Annotated in this window: 26 protein-coding genes; 6 read left to right on the top strand and 20 right to left on the bottom strand. The window is 66.7% G+C overall.

Going from position 1 to position 25026, the window contains the following annotated elements:
- Positions 1–61: 61 nt before the first annotated feature.
- The gene (locus tag ACO06P_RS20460; protein ID WP_420347075.1) at positions 62–1570 is read right to left on the bottom strand and encodes a di-heme oxidoredictase family protein; all 1509 of its coding nucleotides are present in this window, start codon (positions 1568–1570) and stop codon (positions 62–64) included.
- 73 nt (positions 1571–1643) lie between these two features.
- On the bottom strand, positions 1644–2921 hold the full coding sequence (locus tag ACO06P_RS20455) for an imelysin family protein (protein WP_420347074.1): 1278 nt from the start codon (positions 2919–2921) through the stop codon (positions 1644–1646).
- 234 nt (positions 2922–3155) lie between these two features.
- Here ACO06P_RS20455 and ACO06P_RS20450 point away from each other — a divergent pair, with 234 nt between their 5' ends.
- Positions 3156–3341 carry a (2Fe-2S)-binding protein gene (locus tag ACO06P_RS20450; protein ID WP_420347073.1) on the top strand — a complete coding sequence of 62 codons (186 nt, stop codon included), beginning with the start codon at positions 3156–3158 and terminating at the stop codon, positions 3339–3341.
- Positions 3342–3623: 282 nt separating this feature from the next.
- Here the strand turns inward: ACO06P_RS20450 and bfr are convergent, their stop codons facing one another.
- A complete protein-coding gene (bfr, locus tag ACO06P_RS20445) occupies positions 3624–4106 on the bottom strand; it encodes a bacterioferritin (protein ID WP_420347072.1) in 483 nt (160 codons plus the stop codon).
- Positions 4107–4239: 133 nt separating this feature from the next.
- On the bottom strand, positions 4240–4884 hold the full coding sequence (maiA, locus tag ACO06P_RS20440; RefSeq protein WP_420347071.1) for a maleylacetoacetate isomerase: 645 nt from the start codon (positions 4882–4884) through the stop codon (positions 4240–4242).
- Positions 4885–5084: 200 nt separating this feature from the next.
- Between maiA and ACO06P_RS20435 the strand changes: the two genes are divergently transcribed.
- A complete protein-coding gene (locus tag ACO06P_RS20435) occupies positions 5085–6176 on the top strand; it encodes a TRAP transporter substrate-binding protein (RefSeq protein WP_420347070.1) in 1092 nt (363 codons plus the stop codon).
- Between the two features lie 181 nt (positions 6177–6357).
- Here ACO06P_RS20435 and ACO06P_RS20430 read toward each other — a convergent pair whose 3' ends face one another.
- The 4 genes from ACO06P_RS20430 to ACO06P_RS20415 all read right to left on the bottom strand — a co-directional run bounded on the left by ACO06P_RS20430 (position 6358) and on the right by ACO06P_RS20415 (position 8994).
- Positions 6358–6882, bottom strand: a complete 525-nt coding sequence (locus ACO06P_RS20430; RefSeq protein WP_420347069.1) for a peroxiredoxin-like family protein — start codon at positions 6880–6882, stop codon at positions 6358–6360.
- Positions 6883–6965: 83 nt separating this feature from the next.
- Complete coding sequence (locus ACO06P_RS20425; protein WP_420347068.1) at positions 6966–7547, bottom strand: TetR/AcrR family transcriptional regulator; 582 nt, start codon at positions 7545–7547, stop codon at positions 6966–6968.
- 219 nt (positions 7548–7766) lie between these two features.
- The gene (locus tag ACO06P_RS20420) at positions 7767–8189 is read right to left on the bottom strand and encodes a GFA family protein (protein ID WP_420347067.1); all 423 of its coding nucleotides are present in this window, start codon (positions 8187–8189) and stop codon (positions 7767–7769) included.
- Positions 8190–8220: 31 nt separating this feature from the next.
- Entirely contained in the window at positions 8221–8994 is a 774-nt protein-coding gene (locus ACO06P_RS20415) for a sulfite exporter TauE/SafE family protein (RefSeq protein ID WP_420347066.1), read from the bottom strand.
- Between the two features lie 105 nt (positions 8995–9099).
- Between ACO06P_RS20415 and ACO06P_RS20410 the strand changes: the two genes are divergently transcribed.
- The gene (locus ACO06P_RS20410) at positions 9100–9963 is read left to right on the top strand and encodes a protein-L-isoaspartate O-methyltransferase family protein (RefSeq protein ID WP_420347065.1); all 864 of its coding nucleotides are present in this window, start codon (positions 9100–9102) and stop codon (positions 9961–9963) included.
- 4 nt (positions 9964–9967) lie between these two features.
- On the opposite strand, the gene ACO06P_RS20405 is transcribed toward ACO06P_RS20410, so the two are convergent.
- The 12 genes from ACO06P_RS20405 to ACO06P_RS20350 all read right to left on the bottom strand — a co-directional run bounded on the left by ACO06P_RS20405 (position 9968) and on the right by ACO06P_RS20350 (position 22366).
- Positions 9968–10672, bottom strand: coding sequence for a 5'-methylthioadenosine/adenosylhomocysteine nucleosidase (locus tag ACO06P_RS20405; protein ID WP_420347064.1), 705 nt, complete (start codon positions 10670–10672; stop codon positions 9968–9970).
- A 79-nt stretch (positions 10673–10751) separates the two neighbouring features.
- Complete coding sequence (locus ACO06P_RS20400) at positions 10752–11462, bottom strand: HAD family hydrolase (protein ID WP_420347063.1); 711 nt, start codon at positions 11460–11462, stop codon at positions 10752–10754.
- A gap of 53 nt (positions 11463–11515) precedes the next feature.
- Positions 11516–13042 carry a bifunctional metallophosphatase/5'-nucleotidase gene (locus tag ACO06P_RS20395; protein WP_420347062.1) on the bottom strand — a complete coding sequence of 509 codons (1527 nt, stop codon included), beginning with the start codon at positions 13040–13042 and terminating at the stop codon, positions 11516–11518.
- A gap of 81 nt (positions 13043–13123) precedes the next feature.
- Positions 13124–14062, bottom strand: a complete 939-nt coding sequence (locus ACO06P_RS20390) for a phytanoyl-CoA dioxygenase family protein (protein WP_420347061.1) — start codon at positions 14060–14062, stop codon at positions 13124–13126.
- A gap of 42 nt (positions 14063–14104) precedes the next feature.
- Positions 14105–15442 carry a thymidine phosphorylase gene (gene deoA, locus ACO06P_RS20385; protein ID WP_420347060.1) on the bottom strand — a complete coding sequence of 446 codons (1338 nt, stop codon included), beginning with the start codon at positions 15440–15442 and terminating at the stop codon, positions 14105–14107.
- Positions 15442–16221, bottom strand: a complete 780-nt coding sequence (deoC, locus tag ACO06P_RS20380; RefSeq protein WP_420347059.1) for a deoxyribose-phosphate aldolase — start codon at positions 16219–16221, stop codon at positions 15442–15444. Before deoC ends, deoA begins: the two co-directional genes overlap by 1 nt.
- A complete protein-coding gene (locus ACO06P_RS20375) occupies positions 16218–17042 on the bottom strand; it encodes a purine-nucleoside phosphorylase (protein WP_420347058.1) in 825 nt (274 codons plus the stop codon). Before ACO06P_RS20375 ends, deoC begins: the two co-directional genes overlap by 4 nt.
- 47 nt (positions 17043–17089) lie before the next feature.
- A complete protein-coding gene (locus ACO06P_RS20370; protein WP_420347057.1) occupies positions 17090–17482 on the bottom strand; it encodes a cytidine deaminase in 393 nt (130 codons plus the stop codon).
- 1 nt (position 17483) lies between these two features.
- On the bottom strand, positions 17484–18458 hold the full coding sequence (locus ACO06P_RS20365) for an ABC transporter permease (protein ID WP_420347056.1): 975 nt from the start codon (positions 18456–18458) through the stop codon (positions 17484–17486).
- Between the two features lie 3 nt (positions 18459–18461).
- Positions 18462–19592 (bottom strand): ABC transporter permease, encoded by a 1131-nt coding sequence (locus ACO06P_RS20360; protein WP_420347055.1) that lies wholly within the window; start codon positions 19590–19592, stop codon positions 18462–18464.
- Entirely contained in the window at positions 19589–21217 is a 1629-nt protein-coding gene (locus ACO06P_RS20355; protein WP_420347054.1) for an ABC transporter ATP-binding protein, read from the bottom strand. Before ACO06P_RS20355 ends, ACO06P_RS20360 begins: the two co-directional genes overlap by 4 nt.
- Positions 21218–21358: 141 nt before the next feature.
- A complete protein-coding gene (locus ACO06P_RS20350; RefSeq protein ID WP_420347053.1) occupies positions 21359–22366 on the bottom strand; it encodes a BMP family lipoprotein in 1008 nt (335 codons plus the stop codon).
- Between the two features lie 889 nt (positions 22367–23255).
- On the opposite strand from ACO06P_RS20350, the gene ACO06P_RS20345 reads away from it, so the two are divergent.
- The 3 genes from ACO06P_RS20345 to ACO06P_RS20335 all read left to right on the top strand — a co-directional run bounded on the left by ACO06P_RS20345 (position 23256) and on the right by ACO06P_RS20335 (position 25022).
- Positions 23256–23465 (top strand): hypothetical protein, encoded by a 210-nt coding sequence (locus ACO06P_RS20345; protein WP_420347052.1) that lies wholly within the window; start codon positions 23256–23258, stop codon positions 23463–23465.
- 140 nt (positions 23466–23605) lie between these two features.
- On the top strand, positions 23606–24541 hold the full coding sequence (locus tag ACO06P_RS20340; RefSeq protein ID WP_420347051.1) for a sugar kinase: 936 nt from the start codon (positions 23606–23608) through the stop codon (positions 24539–24541).
- A 166-nt stretch (positions 24542–24707) separates the two neighbouring features.
- Positions 24708–25022 carry a co-chaperone GroES gene (locus ACO06P_RS20335; RefSeq protein ID WP_420347050.1) on the top strand — a complete coding sequence of 105 codons (315 nt, stop codon included), beginning with the start codon at positions 24708–24710 and terminating at the stop codon, positions 25020–25022.
- Positions 25023–25026 lie beyond the last annotated feature (4 nt).

The raw sequence follows: 25026 nt of genomic DNA, 5'->3' as shown, positions 1-25026 counted from the left end.
CTGTTGCTAAAGCCGACAGTCTTCGAACGGACGGACTCATTTGCCGGTTCATCCCTTCCCCTCAGAGCGAATTCAGGAATGCCAGAAGCGCCTCGCGCTCCGACGTGCCGAGCGCCACCACCCGGTCCCGCGCCGCCTGAGCCTCACCGCCGTGCCAGAGAATCGCCTCCAGCAGGCTGCGCGCCCGGCCGTCGTGCAGGAACTGCGTGTGGCCGTTTACCGTTTCTGTGAGCCCGATACCCCAGAGCGGCGGCGTGCGCCACTCCCGCCCGTTGGCAAGCCCTTCCGGCCGGTTGTCGGCCAGGCCCTCGCCCATGTCGTGCAGCAGCAGGTCGGTGTAGGGCCAGATCAGCTGGAACGACTGCTCCCGCCCGACCGCCTCGCGCTGGGTCACGTACTTCGGGCGGTGACAATCGATGCAGCCGCTCTCGTAGAAGACCTTCTTACCAGCCAGGACCTGGGGATCTTCGGGGTTGCGGCGTGCCGGCACCGCCAGGTTCTGGCTGTAGAACGTGATGAGGCGCAGCATCTCGCTGGACGCTTCGAAGCCCTCGTGCCGGGCAGAGGCTCCATGCGGCGCGTCCAGGCAAAGGTTCTGCGCCGCCGTGCAGTCGCCGGCCGGTGCCGGCGCCAAAGGCGCGGAAATCCCGATGTCGCCGTTGATGGCATGGGTGCTTTGCTGCAGCATCGTGGGCTCGCCCGCCTTCCAGCCGAAGCGCCCGAGGGCAACCGCGCCGGCCTCCTTGTCCCAGACACGGTTGGCGCGGCCGGAGATGCCGTCGCCGTCGGCGTCGTCCGGGTCGGCCCAGGAGAGGATGTCCTCTTCGGCAATCGACTCGAGCAGGCCGAGCCCGATCATCGGCGGGGCCACCCGGGGCGACATCATCACCTCGGGATGCAGCGGCCCGTAGCCCAGGTTGGTGATGCTGTAGGTCGGCCTCCGCAGGCTCACGACCTCTCCATCGGCCAGCGTCACCGGCTCTTCCTCGTAGACGATGTGCATCTTGCCTTCGGCGGCGTGGCCCTGGATGGCGAGGTCCTGAAGCTGGCCACCGTAAGTCGGCTCCGGGATGACGTTGCGGCGGTTGGCAGCCAGATCCGCACGCTGTTCTTCGGTCTCAGGCGGAATGCTGAGGCGCAGAAACATGGAAACAGCCGAGTCATCCGGCCAGTTCGCCACCGGCGGGTGCCCGCGCCCGTCCTTCAGGTGGCAGCGCTGGCAGGAGCGGGCGTTGAACAACGGTCCCAGACCGTCGGCCGAGTCCGTGGAGGCCGGCGAAGAGACCCAGAGTCGCTTGAAGAGCGCGTTGCCGAGCTTGAAATCGAGCTGCCGCTCGAAGTCCATGTTTCCGGAATGCTGTGAGAAGGAATTGGTGTCGAGACTTCGCTTCTTCGAAGTGGCCGCCCCCGCGGGCAGCGCCTCGAAAGGCTCGGCGCGGGTGAAATCCGCAGTCGGTCGGATGACATCCGCAATACGCGCCGCCTCCTCGGGCGTCGGGCCGGCAAGCGAACCTGCCGGCCCGCTCATTATGGCGATCAAGGCGAGAAAGGAGAGGGAAGGTCTGATCATGATGCGAGCTGTCCGATCGCCGCCCCTGCCCCAGTCTCGTGGCGGCCGCCTCTACGTGCGTTGCGCCTCTGTCTTACTGAAACACCGCCTGCGGATCGTCGAGACTGTCGGAGCCCTCGAAAGCGATCTGTCCCAGGCCGAGCGTGGCAACCGCCCGCTCGATCGATTTGGTCTGGGTGGTCAGCGACTGCACCACGGTCTCGATGACCGCGTTGCCCTCGGCGTTGCCCTCGCCGATCATCTGGTCATAGGCTTCGACGGTCTTGGCGCGGTCCACCATGGCCTGCATGGCCGTGCGGGCGGCCCCCAGCTTTTCCTTCATCTCCGTATCGACGGCAGAGTCCTTGCCCGCCACCAGGTCCGACAGGCTGGGGCCGCTCACCACGCTGCCGTCGACCCGCTTGTAGGTGCCGAGATAGACGTTGGTGATGCCGATCTGGTTGTAGAAGTGGGAGTAATGCGTGTTGTCGCTGAAGCAATCATGCTCCTCTTCCGGGTCGTGCAGCATAAGGCCCAGCTTGATGCGCTCGCCCGCCAGTTCGCCATAGGAGAGCGAGCCCATGCCGGTGAGCATGGTGGTGATCCCGGCCTCGGGGTTGCCGCTCACAAGGCCTTTGCGAGCGGGGCCGTTCTCATCCCAAAGCGCCACCATCTCCTCCAGGTCGTCGATCAGCAGGTCGGTCGCGACCTTCAGGTAGGCCGCGCGGCGGTCGCAGTTGCCGTTGGTGCAGTTTGCGGTGCTGAAGTCGCTGGCCGGACGGTTGCCGGCGCCGGGGCCGGAGCCGTTCAGATCCTGACCCCAGAGCAGGAACTCGATGGCGTGATAGCCGGTTCCCACATTGGCCTCCACCTCCTCGGCCTCGTGCAGCACGTCTGCGATCAAGGTCTTGGTGATGACCGACGCATCGACGGACTCGCCGTTCACCTTGAGGGTCTTGTTGGCGATGACGTTGGCCGTGAAGATCGGGTTCTCGTCGGACTCGGTGCCATAGAAACCGCCGTCCACGTAGTCGATCAGGCCCTCGTCGAGCGGCCAGGCGTTCACCTTGCCCTCCCAGTCGTCGACCACTGCGTTGCCGAAGCGGAAAACCTCGGTCTGCTGGTAGGGCACCCGGGCGGCGATCCAGGCGTCGCGCGCCGCGGCCAGGCTGCCCTCGGTTGGATTGGCGATCAAAGCGTCCACCGCTTTTTGGAGGTCCCGCGCGGTGATCAGCGAATCCTCGTAACCTGCGTGGGCGATATCCGCATAGGTTTCCAGCACCGCCACCTTTGCACCTGCATGGCCGTCCGCCAGAGCGACAGCCGGCATCAGCGCCAGGCCTGCCGCCGCCAGTGTTCCGGAGAGTCTCATCTGTGTTTCCCCTTTCTGCTTTGATTGCCCGATTTGATTGTCCGAGCGTTCGTCACGCCGCCAGTGATCGCGACTGAATCTCATTCTCAATTACTGTGGAAAGTCAGGGTCTTGCGGCCATCGCCGCTGGCCTCCGTTCCCCCCTCAATCCCCTGTTAATGCAGGCATCTTACTCTCATCAACGCGATTGACAATCATTATCATTCGCACGATACTCAGGCGTCGGAGGAGCTTATGTACGTCTGCATATGCAACGGTTACCGCGATGCCGAGATCCGCGAAATTGCGGAAAGCGGCGTCCGCTGCGCCCACGAGGCCTATGCCGCGCTCGGCAACGGCCCCTGCTGCGGCACCTGCATCCCCTGCGCCCAGGAAATCGTCGACGAAGTGCATACCGCCGCCCGGGTAGCGGCGGAGTAGCGCCTTCGCGATGTTCCTCTGGCGCAACCTGCCGGACGGTCAACTCGCCGCCGTACTTCAGTGGTTGGTGAATCGGCGTAGAAGCGGAAGCCGGAATGCGGCGCGTACCACGCCTGCGGCCGAACCCCCGCCTCAAGGCCAGCTTCTCCCGCTCAGCAAGGCAAAAACCCCGGCCAGGGGACGAGGCCATGGCCGGAGGCTTCAAGGGTCAGTGGCGAAGTAGGCGCCGCGTCAGCCTTTCAGATGGCCCCGAACACAGGGCCCCGAAGACCGCGGCCCCGCTCACGAACCGCTGTCGTGGCCGCTTTGGTGCTGGACGAAGTTCTCCAGGCCCATCTTCTCGATAAGGCCCAGATTGGTCTCCAGCCAGTCGACGTGCTCTTCCTCAGATTCGAGGATGTCGACGAAGATCTCGCGCGACACATAGTCGCTGACGCTTTCGCAGTGGGCAATCGCCTCACGCAGGTCCGGAATGGCGTACTCTTCCAGCTTCAGGTCGCACTGCAGGATCTCTTTGACGTTCTCGCCAATCATCAGTTTGTTCAGATCCTGAAGGTTCGGCAGCCCTTCGAGAAACAGGATGCGCTCGATCAGCTTGTCGGCGTGCTTCATCTCGTCGATGGATTCTTCGTACTCGTGCTCGGCCAGCCGGGTGACGCCCCAGTCCTTCAACATCCGCGAGTGCAGGAAGTACTGATTGATCGCAGTCAGTTCGTTCTTCAGCACCTTGTTGAGGTGCGCGATGACCTGCTTGTCACCTTTCATCGGCGGCGCTCTCCATCTATCCGAATTTCGTTATTGGGCGAGCATTCTAAGCTGCCGGCACCAGGGATGACTAGGATTCTGTGCCGTGAAGGCAGTGTATTCGTAAGAGACTCCGGGCATAGGCAGCAGAGAATCAGGTCTCCGCGTCCGGCTGGCGTTCGGGCGCCGCTTCGGCAAAAGCCGGGACCGCCATGCAGGCCTCGTGAATACGCCGGATGGTCGGATAGGGCGTCATGTCGCAGTCGAAACGGTTCCCGTTGATAACCTGGGGCACCAGGCAGATGTCGGCAAGGCCTGGGCGGTCGCCATGACAGAAGCGTCCGGTCTCGGGTTCCTCCGAGAGACGCTTCTCCAGCGCCGCGAACTCCACCGCCACCCAGTGCCGGAACCACTCGCCCTGGACGGCGGCATCATGGCCCAGCGGGGCGACCAGATACTGCAGGACGCGCAGGTTGTTCACGGGATGGATGTCGCAGGCGACGGCATAGGCGAGGCTGCGCACCCGCGCCCGCTCCAGCGGCGTCGCTGGCAGCAGCGGCGGATCGGGCTGCAGTTCGTCCAGATACTCGACGATCGCCAGGGACTGGGGCAGCAGCGCGCCGCCGTCGGTCTCCAGGGTCGGCACCAAACCCTGGGGGTTGAGCGCCAAGTAGGCCGCCCCGCGCTGCTCGCCCTTGCGCAGATGGTAGGCGACGTAGTCGTAGGCCAAGCCCTTCAGTGCCAGCGCGATGCGCACCCGGTAGGAGGTGGAGCTTCGAAAGTAGTTGTGCAGCTTCATTGCCTCTCCCCGTCCTCATCCATGTTTTGACCGGAGGCCGCCGCACCACCGGCGGGTGCTCTCAAGATGCCGCGGACTCCGTTGCCCGGCGCCTCATTCTATGTCATTCGTCCCCGAAGTCATTGCGGGCTAGAAGCCATTTCAGGCGCGTCGGTGGCGCGAAGAAGATGGGCCGAAGGGGCCGAAAGGGAGGACGTGAGATGCTGAAGACGACAGGGGAGAAGGTGACCGGGGAGAAGACCACTGGGGGCCGGCGCAGGGCGCTGGCTGTAGGGCTTGCCGGGGCGATGATTGCCGGATTGGGGTTTGCCGCAGGTCCGGCTGTGGCCCAGGAGGTGACCTTGCGGCTGCACCACTTCCTGCCGCCGCCCTCCACCACCCATAAGGACTTCATCGCGCCCTGGGCGGAAAAAGTGGAAGCCGAGTCCGGCGGGCGCATCAAGATCGAGATCTATCCGGCCATGCAGCTGGGCGGCAAACCGCCGCAGCTTTACGATCAGGTGCGCGACGGCGTGGTGGACATCGTCTGGACCCTGCCGGGCTATACCGCGGGGCGCTTCCCCACCATCGAGGTCTTCGAACTGCCGTTCATGGCCGCCTCGGCGGAAGCCACCAGCCAGGCCGCCCAGGCCTTCTACGAGAAGCACGCCCGTGCCGAGTTCGCCGACGTCCATCCGCTGATGGTCCACGTCCATGCGCCGGGCACCCTGCACATCCGCGGCACCGAGGTGCGCAGCCTGGAGGACCTGAAGGGGCTGAAGGTGCGCGCGCCGACACGGCTGACCAACATCGCGCTGAAGGAATTGGGCGCGACGCCGGTGGGCATGCCGGTTCCGGCCGTGCCCGAGGCGCTGTCGAAAGGCGTGGTGGAGGGCACCATGCTGCCCTACGAGGTCACCCTGCCCCTGAAGGTGCACGAGCTGACCCAGAGCCATACGGAGGTGGGGGGCGAGCGCGGGCTCTACACCGCCGTCTTCCTCTTCGCCATGAACAAGGCCCGTTACGAATCCCTGCCCGAAGATCTGCGCCGGGTCATCGACGCCAACAGCGGCATCCCGCTGGCCAAGAAGATCGGCCGGCTCTGGGACGAGGCGGAGGCGCCGGGGCGCGAAGCCGCCGCCAAGCTGGGCGACAGCTTCCATGTGATCGAGGGCGAAGAGCTGGCCCGCTGGCAGGCCGCGACCGCACCGGTGGTCGACACCTGGCTGGCATCCATGGCCGAGGCGGGCAAGGACGGCGAAGCCCTGCTGGCCGAAGCCCGCGCCCTGGTCGCCAAGTACGCGGCGGAGTAGGCGGAGGGGCAAGCGGGTACACAGCGGGCTTGTGGCTCACCCCCACCCTACCCCTCCCCCATCAAGGGGGAGGGAAAATCCATTGAGGCTTGTCACAAAACCCCTCCCCCCTTAATGGGGGGAGGTCGGGAGGGGGGTGACAGCCCGTCCGGTTCCGACCGGCTGATCCCCAGGCGCGCCCTCAGGCTTCGCCGCGGGCCGGATAGTCGTTGGCGTTGATGAAGTCGACCGCTTTCAGCACTTCTTCCAGCTTCGGGCGGGCGAAGGGCGTGGTCTGGATGAAGGCCGAGTAGAGTGTACCGTCCGGCTTGACCAGATAAAGGCCCGGCTCGTTGAACATCGCCGGCTCCTCGATGCCGATGGAGGTCTTGCCGCGGCTGGTGGAGATGTAGAGCCCCATCTTCCGTGCGTCTTCGATGCCGAGGTCATAGCCGAGGGTGAGATCGGGCAACTCCCAATCGGTCTTGGCAGCGCGGGCCCGCTCCTCGCCGTCGCTGCTGACGGCCACCACCTCGACCCCGCGCTCGGCAAACTCGCCGACCCGGTCGTTCAACTCCTTCAGGTAGCCGCGGCAGACCGGGCAGTGCAGGCCGCGGTAGGCCACGACCATGGACAGGCTCTGGGGCTTGCGCTCGGACAGCGTCCAGGTTTCGCCGTCGATGGTGGGAAAGGACATCTCGGGGGCGGCTTCGCGCGGCTTCAACATTTTCAGGGGTCTCCTTGATTGGGGTTTGTGCACTTCATTCAATGGGAATTCTGGAACGTTCGTTCAATAACAGGCCCAAAAAATCAATCGAGCGCCTGCAGCGCGATGCGTACGACGCTCTTCAAGGCCGCCCGTTCCGGCGCCACCTTGGCCATGACGCGCAGGCCGTTGGCGGTTGCAGTCAGGAAGCGCGCGAGGTCGCGCGGCGACTTGTCGGCTGAAAGCTCCCCGTTCTTCTGCGCGGCGGTGAGGGCACGGCGGAATGCGCTTTCCATGCTGCCCATGTTGGCGGCGACGGCCAGCGCCGTCTCGCGGTCGTGCGGCGCCATCTCGATGGCGGCATTGGTCATCAGGCAGCCGAGCAGCCGGCCTTCCCCGACCGAAAACTCGACCACGTCGCCAAAGAAGGCGGCCAGCTTCGGGCGCAGCGGACCCGGCTCTTCCAGGCGCCTCAGGCGACGCCCGGTGAAGCGGCGGCGGTAGTGCTCCACCGCTTCCAGAAAGAGGCCGTGCTTGTCGCCGAAGGTATCGTAGAGGGAGCCGCGGTTGACGCCGGTGGCCTCCACCAGGTCCTGCACGCTGGTGGCCTGATAGCCCTGGCGCCAGAACACCCCCAGGGCCGCCGCCACCACCTCTTCCTTGTCGAACTCGCGCGGCCGGGCCACGGCAGCCTCCGTTTTTGAACGTTCGTTCTATAACCGGGGACGCAGTCAGAGGTCAAGCCCGTCCCGCTGCCGGCCGCCATCACGTTGCGGTGAGGGCCGCCCACATGCGTTGACAGCCCACACGCCCCAATGGCTGTGCGCCGTCTTTCAGGCAGTCCCTGCGCCGCAGATCGTGGATGTCAGCCGGGTCGGGATCGGCATGCCGGCGTTTGGGGCCCCTCAGGGCGCTTCGATCACCGCCGGGGTCCAGCGCTCCCGCCGGCGCCGGCGGCGGGCCGCTTCGTCTTCGTGGGAGTAGTCGGCGGCAAGCGGCGGCTGGCTGAAGCGCCCGGCCTCCTCCAGCGCGTTGACGATGACGATGGCATAGTGTTGCCCCGCCTCCTCCAGGATCGCGGCCACGTAGACCCCGCAGCGCCGGCAGAGGAAGTAATCTGCAGTGGACAACCCAAAGCGGTAACGCTGGACGGCGGTGGGGTCGCGCAGGGTGATGCGGAGATGGCCGGCAGGGTCGGAGACGGCCAGCGACGCATGCTTGCGGCAGAAGCTGCACTGGCAGGCCCGCACCTCCATCGCCTCCGGCGCGATCGCGCTTTCGAAGGTGACCTCAATGGCCCCGCAGTGACATCCACCGTTGTGCCGCATGGCTCTCCCTCTGACTGCCTAGCCAACCAGCCTAGCCAAAGACGCCGTTGCGCCCAAGACTCTGCAGCACCAGCATGACGCCGGAGAGCAGCAGCAGCGAGAGCACGACGCGGCGGAACAGGCTTTCGCTGGCCTTGTGGTAGAGCCGCGCGCCCGTCCAGGCGCCCACCACCGTGGCCGGCACCGAGAACAAGAGCGCCGTCAGCACCGCGGTGTCGACCTGGCCGCCGAGGGCCATGCCGGCGGAGGCGGTGGCCAGCACGATGAGATTGAAGGGCTGGTAGACAGCGCGCTGGCCGGTGGCAGGTCCACCGCGCAGCTGCAGCCAGATCAGCGGCAGCGGCCCGGAAAGGCCGGCGAAGCCGCCCATGATGCCGCCGCCGATGCCGACCGCGGCATCGGAGGAGCGCCCGCCCCAGCCGCCGATCTGCAGGCGCAGGAGGCCGGAGAACTGCACCAGGGCATAGAGCACCAGAAAGATGCCCACCGCCGTGCGCAGCAGGTCCGGCGAGGCCGCCGCCAGGGCCATCACGCCCAGCGGCACGCCGAGGATGCCGCCGATCAGATAGGGCGCCGCCTGGGGCCAGTCGAAGCGGGGCCTGAGGCCGATGAGGCTGACGAGCTGCGCCGCCACCGAGGCCATCACCACCAGAGGCGGCACCGTGGCCGCCGGCAGCACATGGAACCAGAACCCCGAGGCCACCAGTCCGGTGCCGAAGCCGGCAAATCCGGTCACGAAACCCGCGGTCAGGGCGCCGAGAAGAAGGATTGTAAGGGAGGAGATATCAGGCAGGCTGGCAAGCATGTCCGCCGCATAGCACGGCAACCGATGCCCGCCAATGCTATTGTCGACAGCCGGAAGGGGAAGATGCTTCACGATCCGGGACCGGACCGCAACAAGGAGCCAGGGATGACGGATGACATCGAAGCCGCGCGGCGGTGGTATGCGGAGGACCTACGCGCGGTCAGTCCGGTCACGCGCAACGCCGCCGTGGTGGAGGCCTTCGCCCGGGTGCCCCGGGAGCGCTTCTGCGGCGCCGGGCCCTGGCATATCTACTCGCGCCGGCGCGGCGCGCCGGCCTTCGAGACGCCCGATGCCGATCCCCGCGCGCTCTACCACGATGTGCTGGTGGTCATCGACGAGGCGCGCGACCTGAACAACGGGCAGCCCTCGCTCTGGGCCTACGTCTTCGATCAGCTCGACCTCAAGGCCGGTGAGCGGGTCGTCCAGGTGGGCGCGGGCACCGGATACTATACCGCCGTTCTGGCCGAGGTCGTCGGGCGCAAGGGCCAAGTCGAAGCGGTCGAGTTGGATCCGGAGCTAGCCAGCCGCGCCAAGGCGGCCCTCGCCCTCTGGCCGCAGGCCTCCGTCGTCCCGGGGAACGGCGTGGAAGTGACCGGCGGGCCGTCCGCTGATGTGGTCATCGCCTTCGCCGGCGCCACCTATCCGGCGCGTGCCTGGCTCGACCGGCTCGTCCCCGGCGGCCGCCTGCTGCTGCCCCTGACCGGCGGGAACGGCTGGGGCTTCTTCCTCCTCGCTACCAAGACCGCAGACGGCTTCGCGGCGCGGTCCCTCGGCCGTTGCGGCTTCTTCCCCTGCGTAGGGGCGCGGCGTCCGGAGGAGGCCCGACGCCTCGGAAAAGCGCTGGAGGCGCTCGACGGCAAGACCGTACCGACTCAGGCCCTGCACCTTGGGGCGCCCCCCAAAGATGCAGCCGGGCTCTGGTTCGCCGGTGACGACTACTGGCTGTCGACAGAAGGCCTAGACCAATGAGCCTTTATCCCAAGGCGGGGATGAGGCGGTCCATGAGCCGGTAGGAGTTGCGGCAGACGGTTTCCAGGTTGGCCTTGAAATCGTCCGGCGCGGCTTCGTTGGCGGTGTCGGAGAGGCCGCGCACCACGACGAAAGGCAGCTTGTTGAGCTGGCAGGTGTAGCCGACGGCGGCGCCCTCCATCTCCGTCGCCAGGGCGCCGAACTCCCGCTGCAGCCAGCGCAGGGTCTTGGAATCCTCGACGAAGCGGTCACCGGAGACGACGGTGCCGATCATCAGGTTGGGCTCGGCCTCTGCGCCATTGAACGCACCGTCGAAGGCATCGGCGGTCTTTTCGATCAGGTCGGGGTCCGACTGGATCATGCGGTCCCCATCGGGCAGTTCGCCGTGGCGCCGGCCGAAAGCGGTCAGGTCGATGTCGAACTGGATGAGGTGGCTGGCGATCACCAGGTCGCCGACCCGCATATTGGGCAGCAGACCGCCGGCGACGCCGCTGAACACGAGGGCATCGGGCTCGTAGAGGTTGACCAGCATCTGCGTGCAGATGGCGGCGTTCACCTTGCCGATGCCGCAGCGCGCCAGCGCGATTTCGGTGCCTTTGAAATCGCCCTTCAGCACCGGGATATCGGCATGGCGGGCCTCGCTGACCCCGGTCATTTCGGCCCGCAGCAGGTCGATTTCCTCGGCCAGGGCCCCCATCACGGCCAGCATGTCCAATCCCCCAAAGCTCTCGGAAACGGCCGTGGTTCGGCGGCCAGATCTCCGGTTGTAGTCGATTTAGCTGAATTGATTATGAAGAGCGCCCGGAGGCCCCGAGCCGCTGCAAGAGCCTCGGAAGGTCCTCCAGCCGTTCCAGGCGGTGGAATCGTTCGCTGACGGGGTCGGCATCATGGGCCTCGTGAGCCCAGAGGATGGCATAGGGCACGTGGACGGCGAAGCCGCCGAGTTCCAGCACCGGCAGCACGTCCGACGGCACGGAGTTGCCGACCATCACGGTGCGCAACGCATCGACGCCGTGACGGTCGAAGACCCGGCGATAGGTCGCCGCGTCCTTGCGCGGCACGATCTCCACCTGATCGAAGTGACCGGCGAGGCCGGAGCGTTCGATCTTGCTGGTCTGGTCCACCATGTCGCCCTTGGTGATGAGCAGCGTGCGGTAGCGTCCGGAGACAGCGTCCAGCACCGCCTCCACACCCTCCAGCAGGTCGACCGGCGCGGTCATCATCGTCTTACCGAGCTGCACGATCTCGTGGATCTCGTCCGCTGCGATGCGCCCGCGCGTCAACTCGATGGCCGCCTCCACCATGGAGAGGGTGAAGCCCTTGATGCCGTAACCGAAAAGCGCGAGGTTGCGCATCTCCACGGCATAGAGGGCTTCGGCGATGTCCTCCCCCGGGCGGTGGCGGCCGACGATTTCCGCAAGCTTCTCCTGCGTATCCTGAAACAGGTGCTCGTTGTGCCAGAGCGTATCGTCGGCATCGAAGGCGAGCGTTTCGATCATCGTTCGATTCGCACCGGCCTGCGCTTGTCGCCGCCCCTCCAATCCACCGCTTTCTAGTCGACAGCCGTCACCCGGCCCTCCACCTTGGGGGAGACCTCGCCGGTGGCGGCGACGAAGTCCATCACCATGGTCGCCATCAGACGCGCGGAGATGCCGTCGATCAGCGGCACCGCCTCGGTAAAGACGGCATAGCCGTCGCCGCCGCGCGCGACGAAGTCGTTGGTCGCCAGGGTGTAGCTCGCCTCCGGGTCCAGAAGCTTGCCGCCGACGGTGACGGAGCGCACACGCTGACCCGCCGGGGCCGAACGGCTCCAGGTCACGGTCATGCCGGAGACGCTGGGAAAGCGCCCGGCCCCCTCCTCCACCTTGCTGAAGCCGTGCTCCAGGGCCTGCATCAACTGCGCGCCCGTCAGCTCCAGCTTCACGGTCTTGTTGCCGAAGGGCAGCTCGGTCTGGATGTCGCGGCGGGTCAGGGTGATGCCGGCGTCGTAGGTCTTGTCGCCGCGGATGCCGCCGCCGTTGGTGAGCGCCACGTCGGCCTCGACGCCTTGTCGCATGGCATCGGTGATGAGGTTGCCGATGGCCGTCTCGCCGCCGCGTACGGAGGCGCGCCGGCTGTCGAGGGCGGTCAGCGCAGTGCCGATGGGCACGTCCAGCTCCTCGCTCAAACGGTCGAGGTAGACCTGCACCTTGGCCGCCATGGCCGCATCGGGCTCGACACTGCGGCTGTCGACGATACGGAAGGCCGGCTCCCAGACGAAACGTTGCTGCCCGCGGCTTTCCACCGTGTTGAGGGTCACATCGACCACAACGAGTTGCTCGCCCTGCGATCCGGACTCGATGAAGGCACGCTGGCCGTCGTAGTAGGTCACCAGCAGGTGGTCGTGGCCGGACATCAGAATGTCGATGCCGCTGTCGGCACGCATCAGCATGAGATCCTCCTCGACGCCGGTGTGGGCCACGGCCACCACCAGGTCCGCGCCCTCATCGCGCAGTTGCTGGGAGTAGTCGCGGGCCGACTGCAGCAGCGGTTCGAAGGTCACCGTGCCGGGGCTGGAGATGTCCGCGGTCTCCGGCGTCGTCAGGCCGAAGAAGCCGATCTTGTAGGGCCCGGCTTCGGCCATCCAGGTGGCGGCGGTGCCGTCCAGCGGCTCGCCGTCGCTGTCGCGGCTGTTGCTGGCCAGCACGGTGAAGCGGGCTTCGCTTACCCGCTGCTTGGCCACCTCGGGACCGAAGTCGAACTCGTGGTTGCCCATCACCAGCAGGTCCAGTTCGGCCTCGTTGTAGAGGTCGATCATGTGGGCACCCTTGTCGAAGGAGGACAGCAGCGAGGGCGAGATGGTGTCGCCGCCGTGGGTGAAGATCACGGTGTCGGCGCGGGCGCGTTCCTGCTGCACCAGGGCCATGACCCGGGCTATGCCGCCCTTGCCCTTGGATTCCTCGATGCGGTCGAGATCGTTGATGTGCATGAGGCTGACCGTGACCGGTTCCGCGGCTGCGGGAAGGGCCGGGATCAGAAAGGCCGAGGCTATGAGAGCCGCGGTGAAAACGCACTGCCGGAGGCTGCGAGAAAGAGTCATCTTCTTCTCCAATCCAAAAGCAATCTGCGGCGCAGACGGGCGGCGCAGGCGGGCGGCGCGGAAACGCCGGCCCCATAAACTCTATTGCGGCACCTGCACGCCGCCGGCGGTGAGACCGCGCAGCGGCAGCGCCGGGCTGCGCTGCAGCCAGTTGTCCGCCGGATAGTCGCAGGCCCCGTCGATCACATGCAGGGTATAGGCGTGGCGCGAGCGCTCGGAGCGGTTGGGCAGGCTGCCGTGGGGCAGCTTGCCGTGCAGCACCACCATGGCGCCCCGGCGCACCTCCAGCGGCACCGCCGTCTCCTCGTCCCAGAGTGTCTCGTCCAGGGATTCCATCACCAGACGCTCACCAACGCGGCGCCAGCGCTGGCGCAGCGGACCCTTGTGGGCACCCGGCAGCGCCCAGAGGCAGCCGTTCTCCAGCGTGGCGTCTTCCAGCGAGAACCATAGGCCGAGCACGCTCAGGGGCTCGGTATAGAGGAAGGTCGAATCCTGATGCCAGCCGACCTCGCCGCCAATGCGCGGCTGCTTGAAGATGTACATCGACTGCAGCGCCAGGGGGCAGGCACAGCCCAGCGCCTTGACGGTGTTGTCGAAAGCGCGGCGGTGCGAAAACGCGGCGAAGACGGGATCGAGATCGTGCTGGGCATGGCCGATCTTGTTGATCGACAGCCGCTTGGCCTGGCGCAGCGCGCCCGCGGCGTCGAAGGCCTCCTCTTCAAAGAAGAAGCGGACCTTGTCGCCGGAGTCCTGGAAGTAGCGGTCGCGGCCATGGACCTGGCCCTGGGTCGAAAAGATCGAAGCGACGCTGGCCGGCTGGAAATCCTCTACCATGGCCTCGGCGCGGGCGATCAGGGCTTCGCAGTCTGCCTGAGGCACCATGTCCTCCAGCACCAGAAAGCCGTCGCGTTCAAAGGCCTGCACCATCTCCGCCGTCAGCCGGCCGCCGGAAGGCGCAGCAAAGCGCGCCGCTTCGGCTCGCGGTGTCATGCGCTGCTGGGCTGCCGTCGCCTCAAACATACGCGGGGGGCTTTCCTCTCGTGCGCTTCTAAGCGTCTGCTTTTAAACATCCGCGGCGGTGATGCGCTGCCGCACCACCGGCCCGCCGGCGTCTTCGACAGTCTGACCGAAGGTGAAGGCTTCCTGCAAGCGCCGGCTTGCCGCCTCCGCGGCCTCTTCGGTGGCAGCGTGGACCACGGCCAGGGGATCGCCGGACTGTACGGCGCTGCCCAGGGGCAGCAGGTCGCTGAAACCGACCGCGTAGTCGATGCTGTCTTCGACCCGCCGCCGCCCGCCGCCCAGTTCCACCACCGCCAGGCCGACCGCGCGGGTGTCGCAGGCGGTCAGGCGCCCGGCCGCCTCCGCCGCCACCGGGCGCTGGACCGGGGCCTTGGGAAGATAGTCATCAGAGCGTTCGACGAAGTCCGCCGCTCCGCCAAGGGCGGCCACCATGGCGCCGAAGCGTTCAGCCGCCGCGCCGGATGTCAGCGCGGCCTCCGCTTGCTGAGCCGCCGCCGCGGCCTCCGGCGCCAAGCCGCCGAGCACCAGCATCTCGGCTGCCAGCGCGATGACCAGTTCGCGCAGGCGCGCGTCGCCCTGGCCGGTCTTCAGCATGGCCACCGATTCGGCGACCTCCAGGGCATTGCCCGCGGTGCTTCCCAGCGGCTGGTTCATGTCGGTGATCAGCGCCGTGGTGGGCAGGCCCGCCCCGCCGGCGACGGCGACGATGCTCTCCGCCAAGGCCCGCGCCTCCTCCACCGTCGCGGCGAAGGCGCCGTTGCCGGTCTTTACGTCCATCACCAGGCCCTGGAGACCGGCGGCCAGCTTCTTGGAGAGAATGGACGCCGTGATCAGCGGGATGGATTCTACCGTCGCGGTGACGTCACGGATGGCATAGAGCCGCTTGTCGGCCGGCGCCAGGTCGGCGGTCTGGCCGATGATGGCGCAGCCGGCGGCCTTGACCGTCTGGCGGAAGCGATCGACATCCGGCGCGGTGGTATAGCCGGGAATGGCGTCCAGCTTGTCCAGCGTGCCGCCGGTATGGCCGAGCCCCCGGCCCGAAATCATCGGCACGTAGCCGCCGCAGGCCGCCACCAGCGGCCCGAGGATCAGGCTGACCTTGTCGCCGACGCCCCCGGTGGAATGTTTGTCGACGCAGGGGCCCGGCAGGTCCAGGCCCTGCCAGTCCAGGCGCTGGCCGGACTCGGTCATGGCGCGGGTCAGGGCCACCGCTTCGGCCCGCGCCATGCCACGCAGGAAAACCGCCATGGCAAAGGCCGCAACCTGGCCCTCGCCGATACTGTCATCGGCGATGCCGGCCACGAAGGCGGCGATCTCCTCCTGCGAAAGGGCCGCACCGTCGCGCTTGCGGCGGATGATCTCCTGGGGCAGCAGCGCCATCAGTAGCCCTGCTCCGCGGCCGGCGCCGCCGCCTCGTCTCCGAGCACGGCCAAAAGATCGTTCAGCAGACCGGAGGCGCCGAAGCGGAACCGCCAGGGGTCGACCCAGTCCGGGCCCATGATCCGGTCGGCGAGGGCCAGGTAGACGCCCGCCGCCGCCGTGTCGCGTATGCCGCCCGCCGCCTTGAAGCCGACATCGCGGCCGGAGTCCTTGATCGCCCGCAACATGGCCTCGGCAGCCTCCAGGGTGGCAGACACTGCGATCTTGCCGGTCGAGGTCTTGATCATATCGGCGCCGGCGGCGATGGCATCGCCGCTGGCTTCATAGATCGTCTCCGCAGCGTCCAGCCGGCCGGTTTCGAGGATGACCTTGAGGCGCGCTGTGTCGCCGCAGGCCTGCTTGCAGTCGGCGATCATCCGCTTGGCCAGATCCCGCTCCCCGGCCAGCCACTTCGTGTAGGGCATCACAAGGTCCACCTCGTCGCCGCCGGCCTGGACGATCTCCCGCGTGTCGCTCAGCGCCGCGGCGATGTCGTCGCCGCCGGCGGGGAAGTTCGCCACCGCCGCAACCTTGATGCCGCTGCCATGCAGCAGGTCTTTCGCCTGCGCCACGAAACGCGGCCAGATGCAGACGGCGGCCACGGGGCCGAATGGCGTCCTCGCCCTTTCGCAGAGCGCGTCGACCACCGCCGCATCGTCGTCGTCATTGAGGCTGGTGAGGTCGAGCAGGCCGAGGGCCCGCGCCGCCACGGCTTTCATCGCCTTCGTGTCATCTGTCATGGCTCGGGTCCATCATGGGCCAGGGTCTCCAGATAGGCGGTCAGGAGGCGCGCCATATCGGCGGCGGCCGCCGTCGCGTGCTGCATGGTGTGGTCGTGGGAGAGCGGCTCCGCGGACATCCCGGCGGCCAGGTTTGTGATCATCGACAGCGCGGAAACCTTCAGGCCCAGCAGCCGTGCGACAATGACCTCCGGCACCGTCGACATGCCCACCGCATCGCCGCCGAGGACCTGCGCCGCGCGGATTTCCGCCGGGGTTTCGAAATGCGGCCCGCAGAACCAGACGTAGACGCCCTCGGCCAGCGGCAGGCCCAGGCGCCCGGCGACGTCGACGATGGCGGCGCGCGCCGCGGGGTCGTAGGCGTCGACCAGATCGACGAAGCGCGCGTTGCCGGCAAGCCCGAAAAGCGGCGAGACGCCGGCGAAGTTGATGTGGTCGCGGATCAGCATCAGGCGCCCCGGCCCGACGTCGGCGCGCAGGGAGCCGGCGGCATTGGTCAGAATGAGCCGCGCGCAGCCGAGTTCCTTCAGCACCGCCAGAGCCAGGTTCATGCCATCGGCGCGCCCGCTTTCGTAGTAGTGCGCGCGGCCCTGAAGCACCGCCACCGGCAGTCCGGCGATGCGCCCCAGGATCAGGCTGCCGCCGTGCCCTGCGACCGAGGGGCGCGGGAAACCCGGCAGGTCCCGGTAGGCGAGGGTCTGCGGCGCCTCCACCGCATCGGCGACGGCGCCGAGGCCGGAGCCCAGCACCAGCGCCACCTTCGGCACGATGCCGGCCTGTCGGCGGATCATGGCGGCGGTTTCGGCCGCTTCCTCGAACATCAAAGACACCTCACTGAGACGCGTTTTTACCTGCCGGAGCCTAACGGTCAGTCCAGATTGTCCGGACCGAACGAAAGCGGCAAGAGCTCGCCCAGGGTCACCGTCCGGCGCAGTCCTTCGGGCCCGCAGACATGGATGACAAGATCGTCGCCGGCGAACTCCCGCAGGCGCTGGCGGCAGCCGCCACAGGGTGTACAGAGCCCCGCACCGCCGCCCGCCACCGCGATCTCCACAATGCGCGTCTCCCCGGCCATGATCATGGCGGCGATGGCGCTGGTCTCGGCACACCAGCCCTGCGGGTAGGCCGCGTTCTCGACATTGCAGCCCGAAAACACCGCGCCGTTCTGCGCCCGCAGCGCGGCGCCCACGGGGAAGTTCGAATAGGGCGCGTAGGCCCGCTCCATGGCAGCGATCGCCAGGGTAACCAGATCCTCGGCCATGCTAGCGTTCTTTTACGTAAGGAATGCCGCTGGCCTTGGGGGCGATGGCCCGGCCGATGAAGCCGGCCAGCAGAACGACGGTCAGCACATAGGGCAGCGCCTGGATGAGCTGCACCGGGATCGGCCCGATCACCGGCACCTCGACGCCCTGCAGGCGGATCGCCACGGCGTCCAGGAAACCGAACATCAGGCAGGCGAGCATGGCCGGCACGGGCCGCCACTTGCCGAAGATCATCGCCGCCAGGGCGATATAGCCCTGCCCGGCCGTCATGTCGCGCACGAAGGCGGCGTTCTGGGCGATGGAGAGATAGGTGCCGGCGATGCCGCAGAGCGCGCCGCAGCAGAGCATCGCCGCATAGCGCAGGCCGCTGACCGAAATCCCCGCCGTGTCGACCGCGTTGGGGTTCTCGCCGACGGCGCGCAGGCGCAGGCCGAAGCGGGTACGATAAACCACCCACCAGGTGAGCGGGACGATGAGGAAGGCGACATAGACCAGCAGGTTGTGGCCGCTGAGCAGCTCGCTGTAGATCGGGCCGAGGATCGGCACGCCGGCCAGCGTCTCGGCGCCGGGCCAGGTGATCGGCGTGAAGCGGGCTTCGTTGGAGACGGAGGGAGTCTGGCCGCCACGGGCGAACCAGGCGATGCCCAGGACCACGGTGAGGCCGGAGACCAGGATGTTGATGGCCACGCCGCTGACAACCTGGTTGCCGCGGTGGGTGATGCAGGCAAAACCGTGCAGCAGGGCCAGGGCCACGGAGACGACCATGCCGGCGCCGAGCGCCAGCCAGGCCGAGCCGGTGACCGCCGCCATGGAGGCCGCGGCGAAGGCGGCGGCCAGCATCTTGCCCTCCAGGCCGATATCGATGACGCCGGAACGCTCGGCGAAGAGCCCGGCCATGGCGCAGAGCACCAGCGGCGTCGCGACCCGGAAGGTGGCGTCGATGGAAAGCAGCAGGTTGAAGAGCAGCCCCTCCACCGATCAGCCCTCCTGCCCCGCCGGGCGCTGGAAGCCGCCGGCGATGCGCAGATAGGCCCGCTCGATGGGGCCCTTCATCATGAAGGCCAGTGCACCGGAGAAGAGGATCACCAGGCCCTGGATGGTCACCACCAGTTCGCGGGTCACCTTCGGCTCCTCGAAGGCCAGTTCCGCGCCGCCCTGGTAGAGCATGCCGAAGAGCAGGCTGGCGAGCACGATGCCGACGGGGTGGTTGCGGCCCATCAGGGAGACCGCGATGCCGGTGAAGCCGTAGCCGGCGGTGAAGTTCAGCAGCAGGCGGTGGTGGACGCCCATCACCTCGTTGATGCCGACGAAGCCGGCCAGCGCGCCGGACACGGCCATCGCCAGCATGATGACACGGCGCGGATCGATGCCGGCATAGATGGCCGCCGTCTCGTTGGCGCCGACGGTGCGGATCTGATAGCCCCAGCGGGTGCGCCAGATGAAGGCCCAGACGAGTACGCAGCAGATTGCCGCCCAGACGACAGAAAGGTTCAGTGGCGAGGGCGTGACCTGCATGCCGAACCAGCCGAAGACCTCGTGCATGAACGGCAGTTGACCGGAAGCCGCGAACTCGCGGCTTTCCGGCGACATGGAGCCCGGCTGAATGAGGATGTTCACCATCAGGTAGACCATCAGCGCCGAAGCGATGAAGTTGAACATGATGGTGGTGATGACGATGTGGCTGCCGCGATAGGCCTGCAGGTAGGCCGGAATCGCCGCCCAGCCGGCGCCGAAGGCGGCGGCCAGCAGGATCGAAAGCGGCAGGATCAGCACAAACGGGAGAGTCGTGTCGACGAGCAGGATGCCGAGGCCGACGCCCAGGCCGCCGATGTAGGCCTGGCCTTCGCCGCCGATGTTGAACAGCCCGGCGTGAAAGGCGACCGCCACCGCCAGTCCGGTGAAGACGAAGTTGGTGGTGTAGTAGAGCGTGTAGCCGATCGCCTCGTCGTAGCCGAAGGCGCCGAAGAGAATGATCTCCACCGCGGTGAAGGGATCGACGTCGATGGTCCAGAGGATGATGCCGGAGACGAAGAAGGCCAGCGCGATGTTGACCAGCGGAATGAGGCCGATATCGACCCAGCGCGGAATGCTGCCCGGCGCCGCGCTCATGCGCCCGAGACCTCCGGCGTGTCCGCGGCCGGCAAGGCGTCTTCGCCGCGTGCCGGCGCCGCGTTGGCCATCATCAGGCCGAGCAGGCGCTCGTTGGCTTCATGGGCCGGCAGCTCGCCGACGATGCGCCCTTCGAACATCACGACGATGCGGTCGCTCAGCGACATGATTTCCTCCAGCTCCACGGAAACCAGCAGCACGGCGGAGCCCGAATCGCGCATGGCGATGATGTTGCGGTGAATGAACTCGATGGCGCCGATGTCGACGCCGCGGGTCGGCTGGCCGACCAGAAGAAGGCGCGGGCTGCGCGAGATTTCCCGCGCCAGGATCAGCTTCTGCTGATTGCCGCCGGAGAAGTTGGCGGTCTTCAGGCTGGCGTTCTGCGGACGCACATCGAAATCCGCCATCTTCCTGGCGCAGTCCTCGTGAATCACCTCTTGGTTCATGAGTACGCGCCCGTTGTAGGCGGGGTCGTTGTGGTAGCCCAAGATCGCCGATTCCTCGGCGGCGAAGGTGCGCACGAGGCCGCTGCGCAGCCGGTCCTCCGGCACGTGCGCCACCTTGAGGTCGCGCATGGTGGCGGGGTCGAGCGGATGGCCCGCGGAGAAGGTCTGCCCCATCATGGTAAAGCGTCCGGCGCTGATCGGGCGGATGCCGGACAGCAGATCCAGAAGCTCGCTCTGGCCGTTGCCGGAAACGCCGGCGATGCCGACGATCTCCCCGGCGCGCACCGAGAAGCTGACGTTGTCGACGCGCTTCACGCCCACACGGTCCACGAAGGTCAGGCTCTCCAGCGCCAGAACGGTCTCGCCGGCCTGGGGCGCCGCCTTGTCGACCCGCAGCAGCACCTTGCGCCCGACCATCAGCTCTGCCAGCTCTTCCTTGCTGGTCTCGCTGGTCCTGCGATGGGCGATCATCTCGCCGCCGCGCATGACGGAGACATGGTCGGTGACTGCCATGATCTCCTGCAGCTTGTGGGTGATCAGAACGATGGTCACCCCCTGCTGACGCAGGGAATCGAGAATGCGGAAGAGTTGATCGGTTTCCTGCGGGGTGAGCACGCCGGTCGGCTCGTCGAGGATCAGGATGTCGGCGCCGCGGTAAAGCGCCTTCAGGATCTCGACGCGCTGCTGCTGGCCCACCGGCAGTTCGCCGGCCAACGCATCCGGGTCGACCTCCAGATCGTAGTCCCGTTCCAGGCGCTCCAGTTCGGCGCGCGCGGCGGCGACGCTGGAGGTCAGGATCGCGCCGGATTCCGCGCCCAGCATGATGTTCTCCACGACGGACATGTTGTCGACCAGCATGAAGTGCTGGTGGACCATGCCGATGCCGGCGGCGATGGCGTCGTTGGAAGAGCGGATCCGCGTCGGCACGCCGGAAATGAGAATTTCGCCGCTGTCGGCTTCGTAGAAGCCATAGAGGATGCTCATCAGGGTCGACTTGCCGGCGCCGTTTTCGCCGATGATGCCGTGGATCGACCCCGGGCGGATGTTCAGCGAGACGTCCTTGTTGGCCTGAACCGGCCCGAAGGCTTTGCTGATCCCCCGCAGCTCGATGGCGGGCGAGTCGCCGGCGCCTCCCGGCGGGCCCGCATGCTGTTCCTGGCTTTCTTGTTGATGAGACAAGGGTCGTTCCCGGGCCGGCGGCGGCAGCACCCAGAAAACGCACCCGAACCACGGCAGGAAGCCGAGAGGTCAGTTCCTGCCGTGTTCGGGTCCGGACATCTGGATCAAGCCTGGTGGATCAAGCCTGGACGACGGCTGCGCCTAGTAGGAGCAGCTGTTGTCGCTCATATAGTCGTGGACGCTGAGCTTGCCGGAAACAATGTCCGCGGCCGCGGCTTCCACCTTTGCCATCATGTCCGCCGAGACCAGGTCCTTGTTGTACTCGTCAAGCGCCCAGCCCACACCCTCTTCGGCCAGGCCCAGCACCTGGATGCCGGGGGCCCAGCTGCCGTCATGAGCGTCCTTGAAGGCCTTGTAGGCCGCGACATCCACGCGCTTGAGCATGGAGGTCAGCATGGTGCCCGGCTGCAGGTGGTTCTGGTTGGAGTCGACGCCGATGGCGAACTTGCCGCTGTCCTTGGCGGTCTGGTAGACGCCGACGCCGGTGCCGCCGGCAGCCGCGTAGATCACATCGACGCCGCGGTCAAACTGGCTCTTGGCCAGTTCCGACCCGCGCGTCGGATCGTTCCAGGCGGCCGGCGTGGTGCCGGTCATGTTCTGCAGCACCTCGGTGTTGCCGCTCACGTGCTTGGCGCCCTGCTCGTAACCGCAGGCGAACTTGCGGATCAGCGGGATATCCATGCCGCCGACGAAGCCGACCTTGCCGGACTCCGACTTCAGCGCCGCAATCATGCCGACGAGGAAGGAGCCCTCGTGCTCCTTGAACACCACCGAACGGACGTTCGGCAGGTCGACAACGGAATCGATGATCGTAAAGCGGGTGTCCGGAAACTCCTTGGCCACCTTTTCGAGGGCCGGCGCCTGGGCGAACCCGACCCCGATGATCGGGTCGGCGCCGCGCTGGGCCATGCGCCGCAGCGCCTGTTCGCGCTGGGTTTCGTTGGTGACCTCAAACTCCCGATAGGAAACGCCGGTTTCCTTCTTGAACTTCTCGACCCCGTTGAAGACGCCCTCGTTGAAGGACTTGTCGAACTTGCCGCCCATGTCGAAGACGACCGCCGGATTGATGTCGTCGGCGACCGCGGCCGTGGCCGCAAGGGAGGTCGAAACGAGCAAGGCCGCCGCCGCGGCCGTCAAAGTGCGTACCATGAAGATGCCTCGCCTGAGTTCTTGTTCTTCGCTTCGTTCCGCAGTGCAAAATCCCGCCGGTAAGGCCCGGAATCCGCTGCGTCCAAGCGCCTACGCTACCATGCTCGCACAGAAGCGCCAGTTGAATTTCGCGCGCCTTCGGGGGACGCCTTCAGGGGCGGCGGATGCTGACCTGGGGTTCCGGAAGGGGCTGTGGAAAAAGGAAGCCGGGCCACCCCGAAATCGGAGAGCCCGGCCAGTTGGCTAGGGATCTAAACCACTGTGAGGCCCGGGACGTCGCGCATGTGGCTGTTCGCACCTGCACAGCGACCCGGGACCCGGGTACCCGTACGGGCAAATCGTACGGGGGAGTTCCGGTTGGGGGGTGAACCGGATGCTGACGTTCCGTTGTCGCACGACCCGAGGGTCACGGGGCCAAGCATGCTGCCGGCTGTGGGCGGATATCCGACCGCCGCGATGCCGGCGAATTGCGCTTCAGGCCGCTCTGACCGCCTGCCCTGCATCGGCGCCAACGGGTAAACGCTAACCCGCCTTTGTTAGAGACATCTTTCCGCGGCATGACAATTCTGTCACAGGCGCTGCCGCCTGCGGGCGGCAGGGCGGAGAGGCCGGAGCCCGGAAGGCTTCATATTCGATTTTCAATTTTAGGTTGTTTTCTGATATTGTTTTTGTAGGAAAATCTCCGCGCCCGCTACAACCAAGGGCAGCAGTCAAATTGTCACAAATAGATCAGATCATTCTCATACCTATGGTCCACTATGTCTAAAGTGGTTCGCGATGGAAGCTTTGCTTGCGAATGACTGTCTCTTCTCAGGGTGACCAACGCGTCGAACAGTGAGCCCGGTCCAGCGGGCTCTCCGGAAGCCAACTCTTCAGAAAGGCAGACTTCATGATCAATCCCTTCGCAGTTCGTTACAGTGCCGGTGCCGGCTCCGCCTGGATTCAGGGAGAGCCGGAGATCGAGGAGATGCTGCGCGATGCAGTCATCCAGGCGGTACTGAAACGCGACGGACTGACGGAAGAGGATGTGATCGCCGCGATCGCCCTTGGCCGCCGGCGCCTGCGCCCTGCGCCGGCAGCGGCCATCTGCGCCGCATGATACCCGACATCTGCGGCTGATCGATCGGGTCCGCCGCGCTTGCCCTGCGCCGAGCCAGCCGCTATTGCCTAGGCCGTCGTCCCTGACGGGCATGCCCCAAAGGGACGGCAGGTCTTCAACAGCACGGCGGCTTCCTTCCCATGCTGCGCATCGCAAGCCTTGGCGAGTGCATGATCGAGCTTTCGGAAAGCGCCGGTGGCCCGGAAAACGGCCGGGAAGCAGGGGCCGCCGCCATGCAGCGCACCTTCGGCGGGGACACCCTGAACACCGCGGTCTATCTCGCCCGCGCGCTGGCGCCGGAAAGCGGCCGGGTCTCCTACGTGACGGCCCTGGGCGACGATCCGTTCAGTTCGGAGATGATCGCAGCCTGGCAGCGCGAAGGCCTGGAAACCGGCCTGGTCGCACGGCTGCCGGGCAGGTTGCCGGGTCTCTACATCATCCGCACCGATGGGCAGGGCGAACGGACCTTCCATTACTGGCGCAGCGCCGCCGCCGCCCGCGACATGCTTCAGGCGGAGCGGACGGCCGGTCTGGCCGAGGCCCTCGCCGGCTTCGATCTGATCTATCTGTCTGGGATCACACTGGGAATCCTCGATGCCGGAAGCCGGGAACGGCTCTACGAACTGCTTGAGCGCCTTCGCGCCGGCGGCAGCCGCCTCGCCTTCGACACCAACTACCGCCCGCGGCTGTGGCGCGACCCCTCGGAGGCGCAGGAGGCGGTGCGCCGCACGCTGTCCCTGGCCGACCTGGCTCTGCCGACCCACGAAGACGAGGCGGCGCTGTTCGGCGACACATCGCCCGAGGCCACGGCCGAGCGGCTGCACAGCCTGGGGGTCGGCGAAGTGGTGGTCAAGTGCGGCGCTGGGCCTTGCCTTGTCAGTGTTGAAGGCCGGCAGTCAAGGGTTGCCGGCGAGACGGTCGCGCGGCCGGTGGACACCACCGCCGCCGGGGACTCCTTCAACGGCGCCTATCTGGCGGCGCGCCTGGGCGGCAGCGGTGCCGAAGAGGCCGCCGCAGCGGGCCACGCCCTCGCCGGCCGGGTGATCCGGACCAAGGGCGCGATCATCCCGGCCTAAGCCCCGGCCTGAAGCCCCCCGCAAGGGACCGAAAATAACCCCACCCGCGCTCTTGACGCAGGCGCCGGAGATCCCAAGTGCATCCTACATTAGCACTCTTGAAACGAGAGTGCTAAGATCGTCCCAATCCACACCAAACGTCCACACCAAAAAAGGGGAAAGTTCGATGAAATTCAGGCCTTTGCATGACCGGGTCGCCGTTCGCCGCGTCGACGAAGAAGAGAAGACCGCCGGTGGCATCATCATCCCGGACACCGCCAAGGAAAAACCCAGCCAGGGTGAGGTCATCGCCGTCGGGCCCGGCGCACGCAACGACAAGGGCGAACTGATCGCGCCGGACGTGAAGGTCGGCGATCTGGTTCTCTTCGGCAAGTGGTCCGGCACCGAGGTGAAGGTCGGCGGTGAAGACCTCCTGATCATGAAAGAGTCCGACATCATGGGCGTGCTCGAAAAGACCAAGGCCTCCAAGAAGGCCGCCTGAGCGA

Source organism: Pelagibius sp. (assembly GCF_965227505.1).
GTDB lineage: Bacteria > Pseudomonadota > Alphaproteobacteria > Kiloniellales > Kiloniellaceae > Pelagibius.
Note: the sequence above shows the minus strand (reverse complement) of the source record. Positions and strands in the feature narration are given on the sequence as shown.

Excerpts from the sequence above, each read along its gene's own strand:
- ACO06P_RS20460 (WP_420347075.1), bottom strand. The coding sequence starts at position 1,570 with ATGATCAGACCTTCCCTCTCCTTTCTCGCCTTGATCGCCATAATGAGC.
- ACO06P_RS20455 (WP_420347074.1), bottom strand. The coding sequence starts at position 2,921 with ATGAGACTCTCCGGAACACTGGCGGCGGCAGGCCTGGCGCTGATGCCG.
- ACO06P_RS20450 (WP_420347073.1), top strand. The coding sequence starts at position 3,156 with ATGTACGTCTGCATATGCAACGGTTACCGCGATGCCGAGATCCGCGAA.
- bfr (WP_420347072.1), bottom strand. The coding sequence starts at position 4,106 with ATGAAAGGTGACAAGCAGGTCATCGCGCACCTCAACAAGGTGCTGAAG.
- maiA (WP_420347071.1), bottom strand. The coding sequence starts at position 4,884 with ATGAAGCTGCACAACTACTTTCGAAGCTCCACCTCCTACCGGGTGCGC.
- ACO06P_RS20435 (WP_420347070.1), top strand. The coding sequence starts at position 5,085 with ATGCTGAAGACGACAGGGGAGAAGGTGACCGGGGAGAAGACCACTGGG.
- ACO06P_RS20430 (WP_420347069.1), bottom strand. The coding sequence starts at position 6,882 with ATGTTGAAGCCGCGCGAAGCCGCCCCCGAGATGTCCTTTCCCACCATC.
- ACO06P_RS20420 (WP_420347067.1), bottom strand. The coding sequence starts at position 8,189 with ATGCGGCACAACGGTGGATGTCACTGCGGGGCCATTGAGGTCACCTTC.
- ACO06P_RS20415 (WP_420347066.1), bottom strand. The coding sequence starts at position 8,994 with ATGCTTGCCAGCCTGCCTGATATCTCCTCCCTTACAATCCTTCTTCTC.
- ACO06P_RS20410 (WP_420347065.1), top strand. The coding sequence starts at position 9,100 with ATGACGGATGACATCGAAGCCGCGCGGCGGTGGTATGCGGAGGACCTA.
- ACO06P_RS20405 (WP_420347064.1), bottom strand. The coding sequence starts at position 10,672 with ATGCTGGCCGTGATGGGGGCCCTGGCCGAGGAAATCGACCTGCTGCGG.
- ACO06P_RS20400 (WP_420347063.1), bottom strand. The coding sequence starts at position 11,462 with ATGATCGAAACGCTCGCCTTCGATGCCGACGATACGCTCTGGCACAAC.
- ACO06P_RS20395 (WP_420347062.1), bottom strand. The coding sequence starts at position 13,042 with ATGACTCTTTCTCGCAGCCTCCGGCAGTGCGTTTTCACCGCGGCTCTC.
- ACO06P_RS20390 (WP_420347061.1), bottom strand. The coding sequence starts at position 14,062 with ATGTTTGAGGCGACGGCAGCCCAGCAGCGCATGACACCGCGAGCCGAA.
- deoA (WP_420347060.1), bottom strand. The coding sequence starts at position 15,442 with ATGGCGCTGCTGCCCCAGGAGATCATCCGCCGCAAGCGCGACGGTGCG.
- deoC (WP_420347059.1), bottom strand. The coding sequence starts at position 16,221 with ATGACAGATGACACGAAGGCGATGAAAGCCGTGGCGGCGCGGGCCCTC.
- ACO06P_RS20375 (WP_420347058.1), bottom strand. The coding sequence starts at position 17,042 with ATGTTCGAGGAAGCGGCCGAAACCGCCGCCATGATCCGCCGACAGGCC.
- ACO06P_RS20370 (WP_420347057.1), bottom strand. The coding sequence starts at position 17,482 with ATGGCCGAGGATCTGGTTACCCTGGCGATCGCTGCCATGGAGCGGGCC.
- ACO06P_RS20360 (WP_420347055.1), bottom strand. The coding sequence starts at position 19,592 with ATGAGCGCGGCGCCGGGCAGCATTCCGCGCTGGGTCGATATCGGCCTC.
- ACO06P_RS20350 (WP_420347053.1), bottom strand. The coding sequence starts at position 22,366 with ATGGTACGCACTTTGACGGCCGCGGCGGCGGCCTTGCTCGTTTCGACC.
- ACO06P_RS20345 (WP_420347052.1), top strand. The coding sequence starts at position 23,256 with ATGATCAATCCCTTCGCAGTTCGTTACAGTGCCGGTGCCGGCTCCGCC.
- ACO06P_RS20340 (WP_420347051.1), top strand. The coding sequence starts at position 23,606 with ATGCTGCGCATCGCAAGCCTTGGCGAGTGCATGATCGAGCTTTCGGAA.
- ACO06P_RS20335 (WP_420347050.1), top strand. The coding sequence starts at position 24,708 with ATGAAATTCAGGCCTTTGCATGACCGGGTCGCCGTTCGCCGCGTCGAC.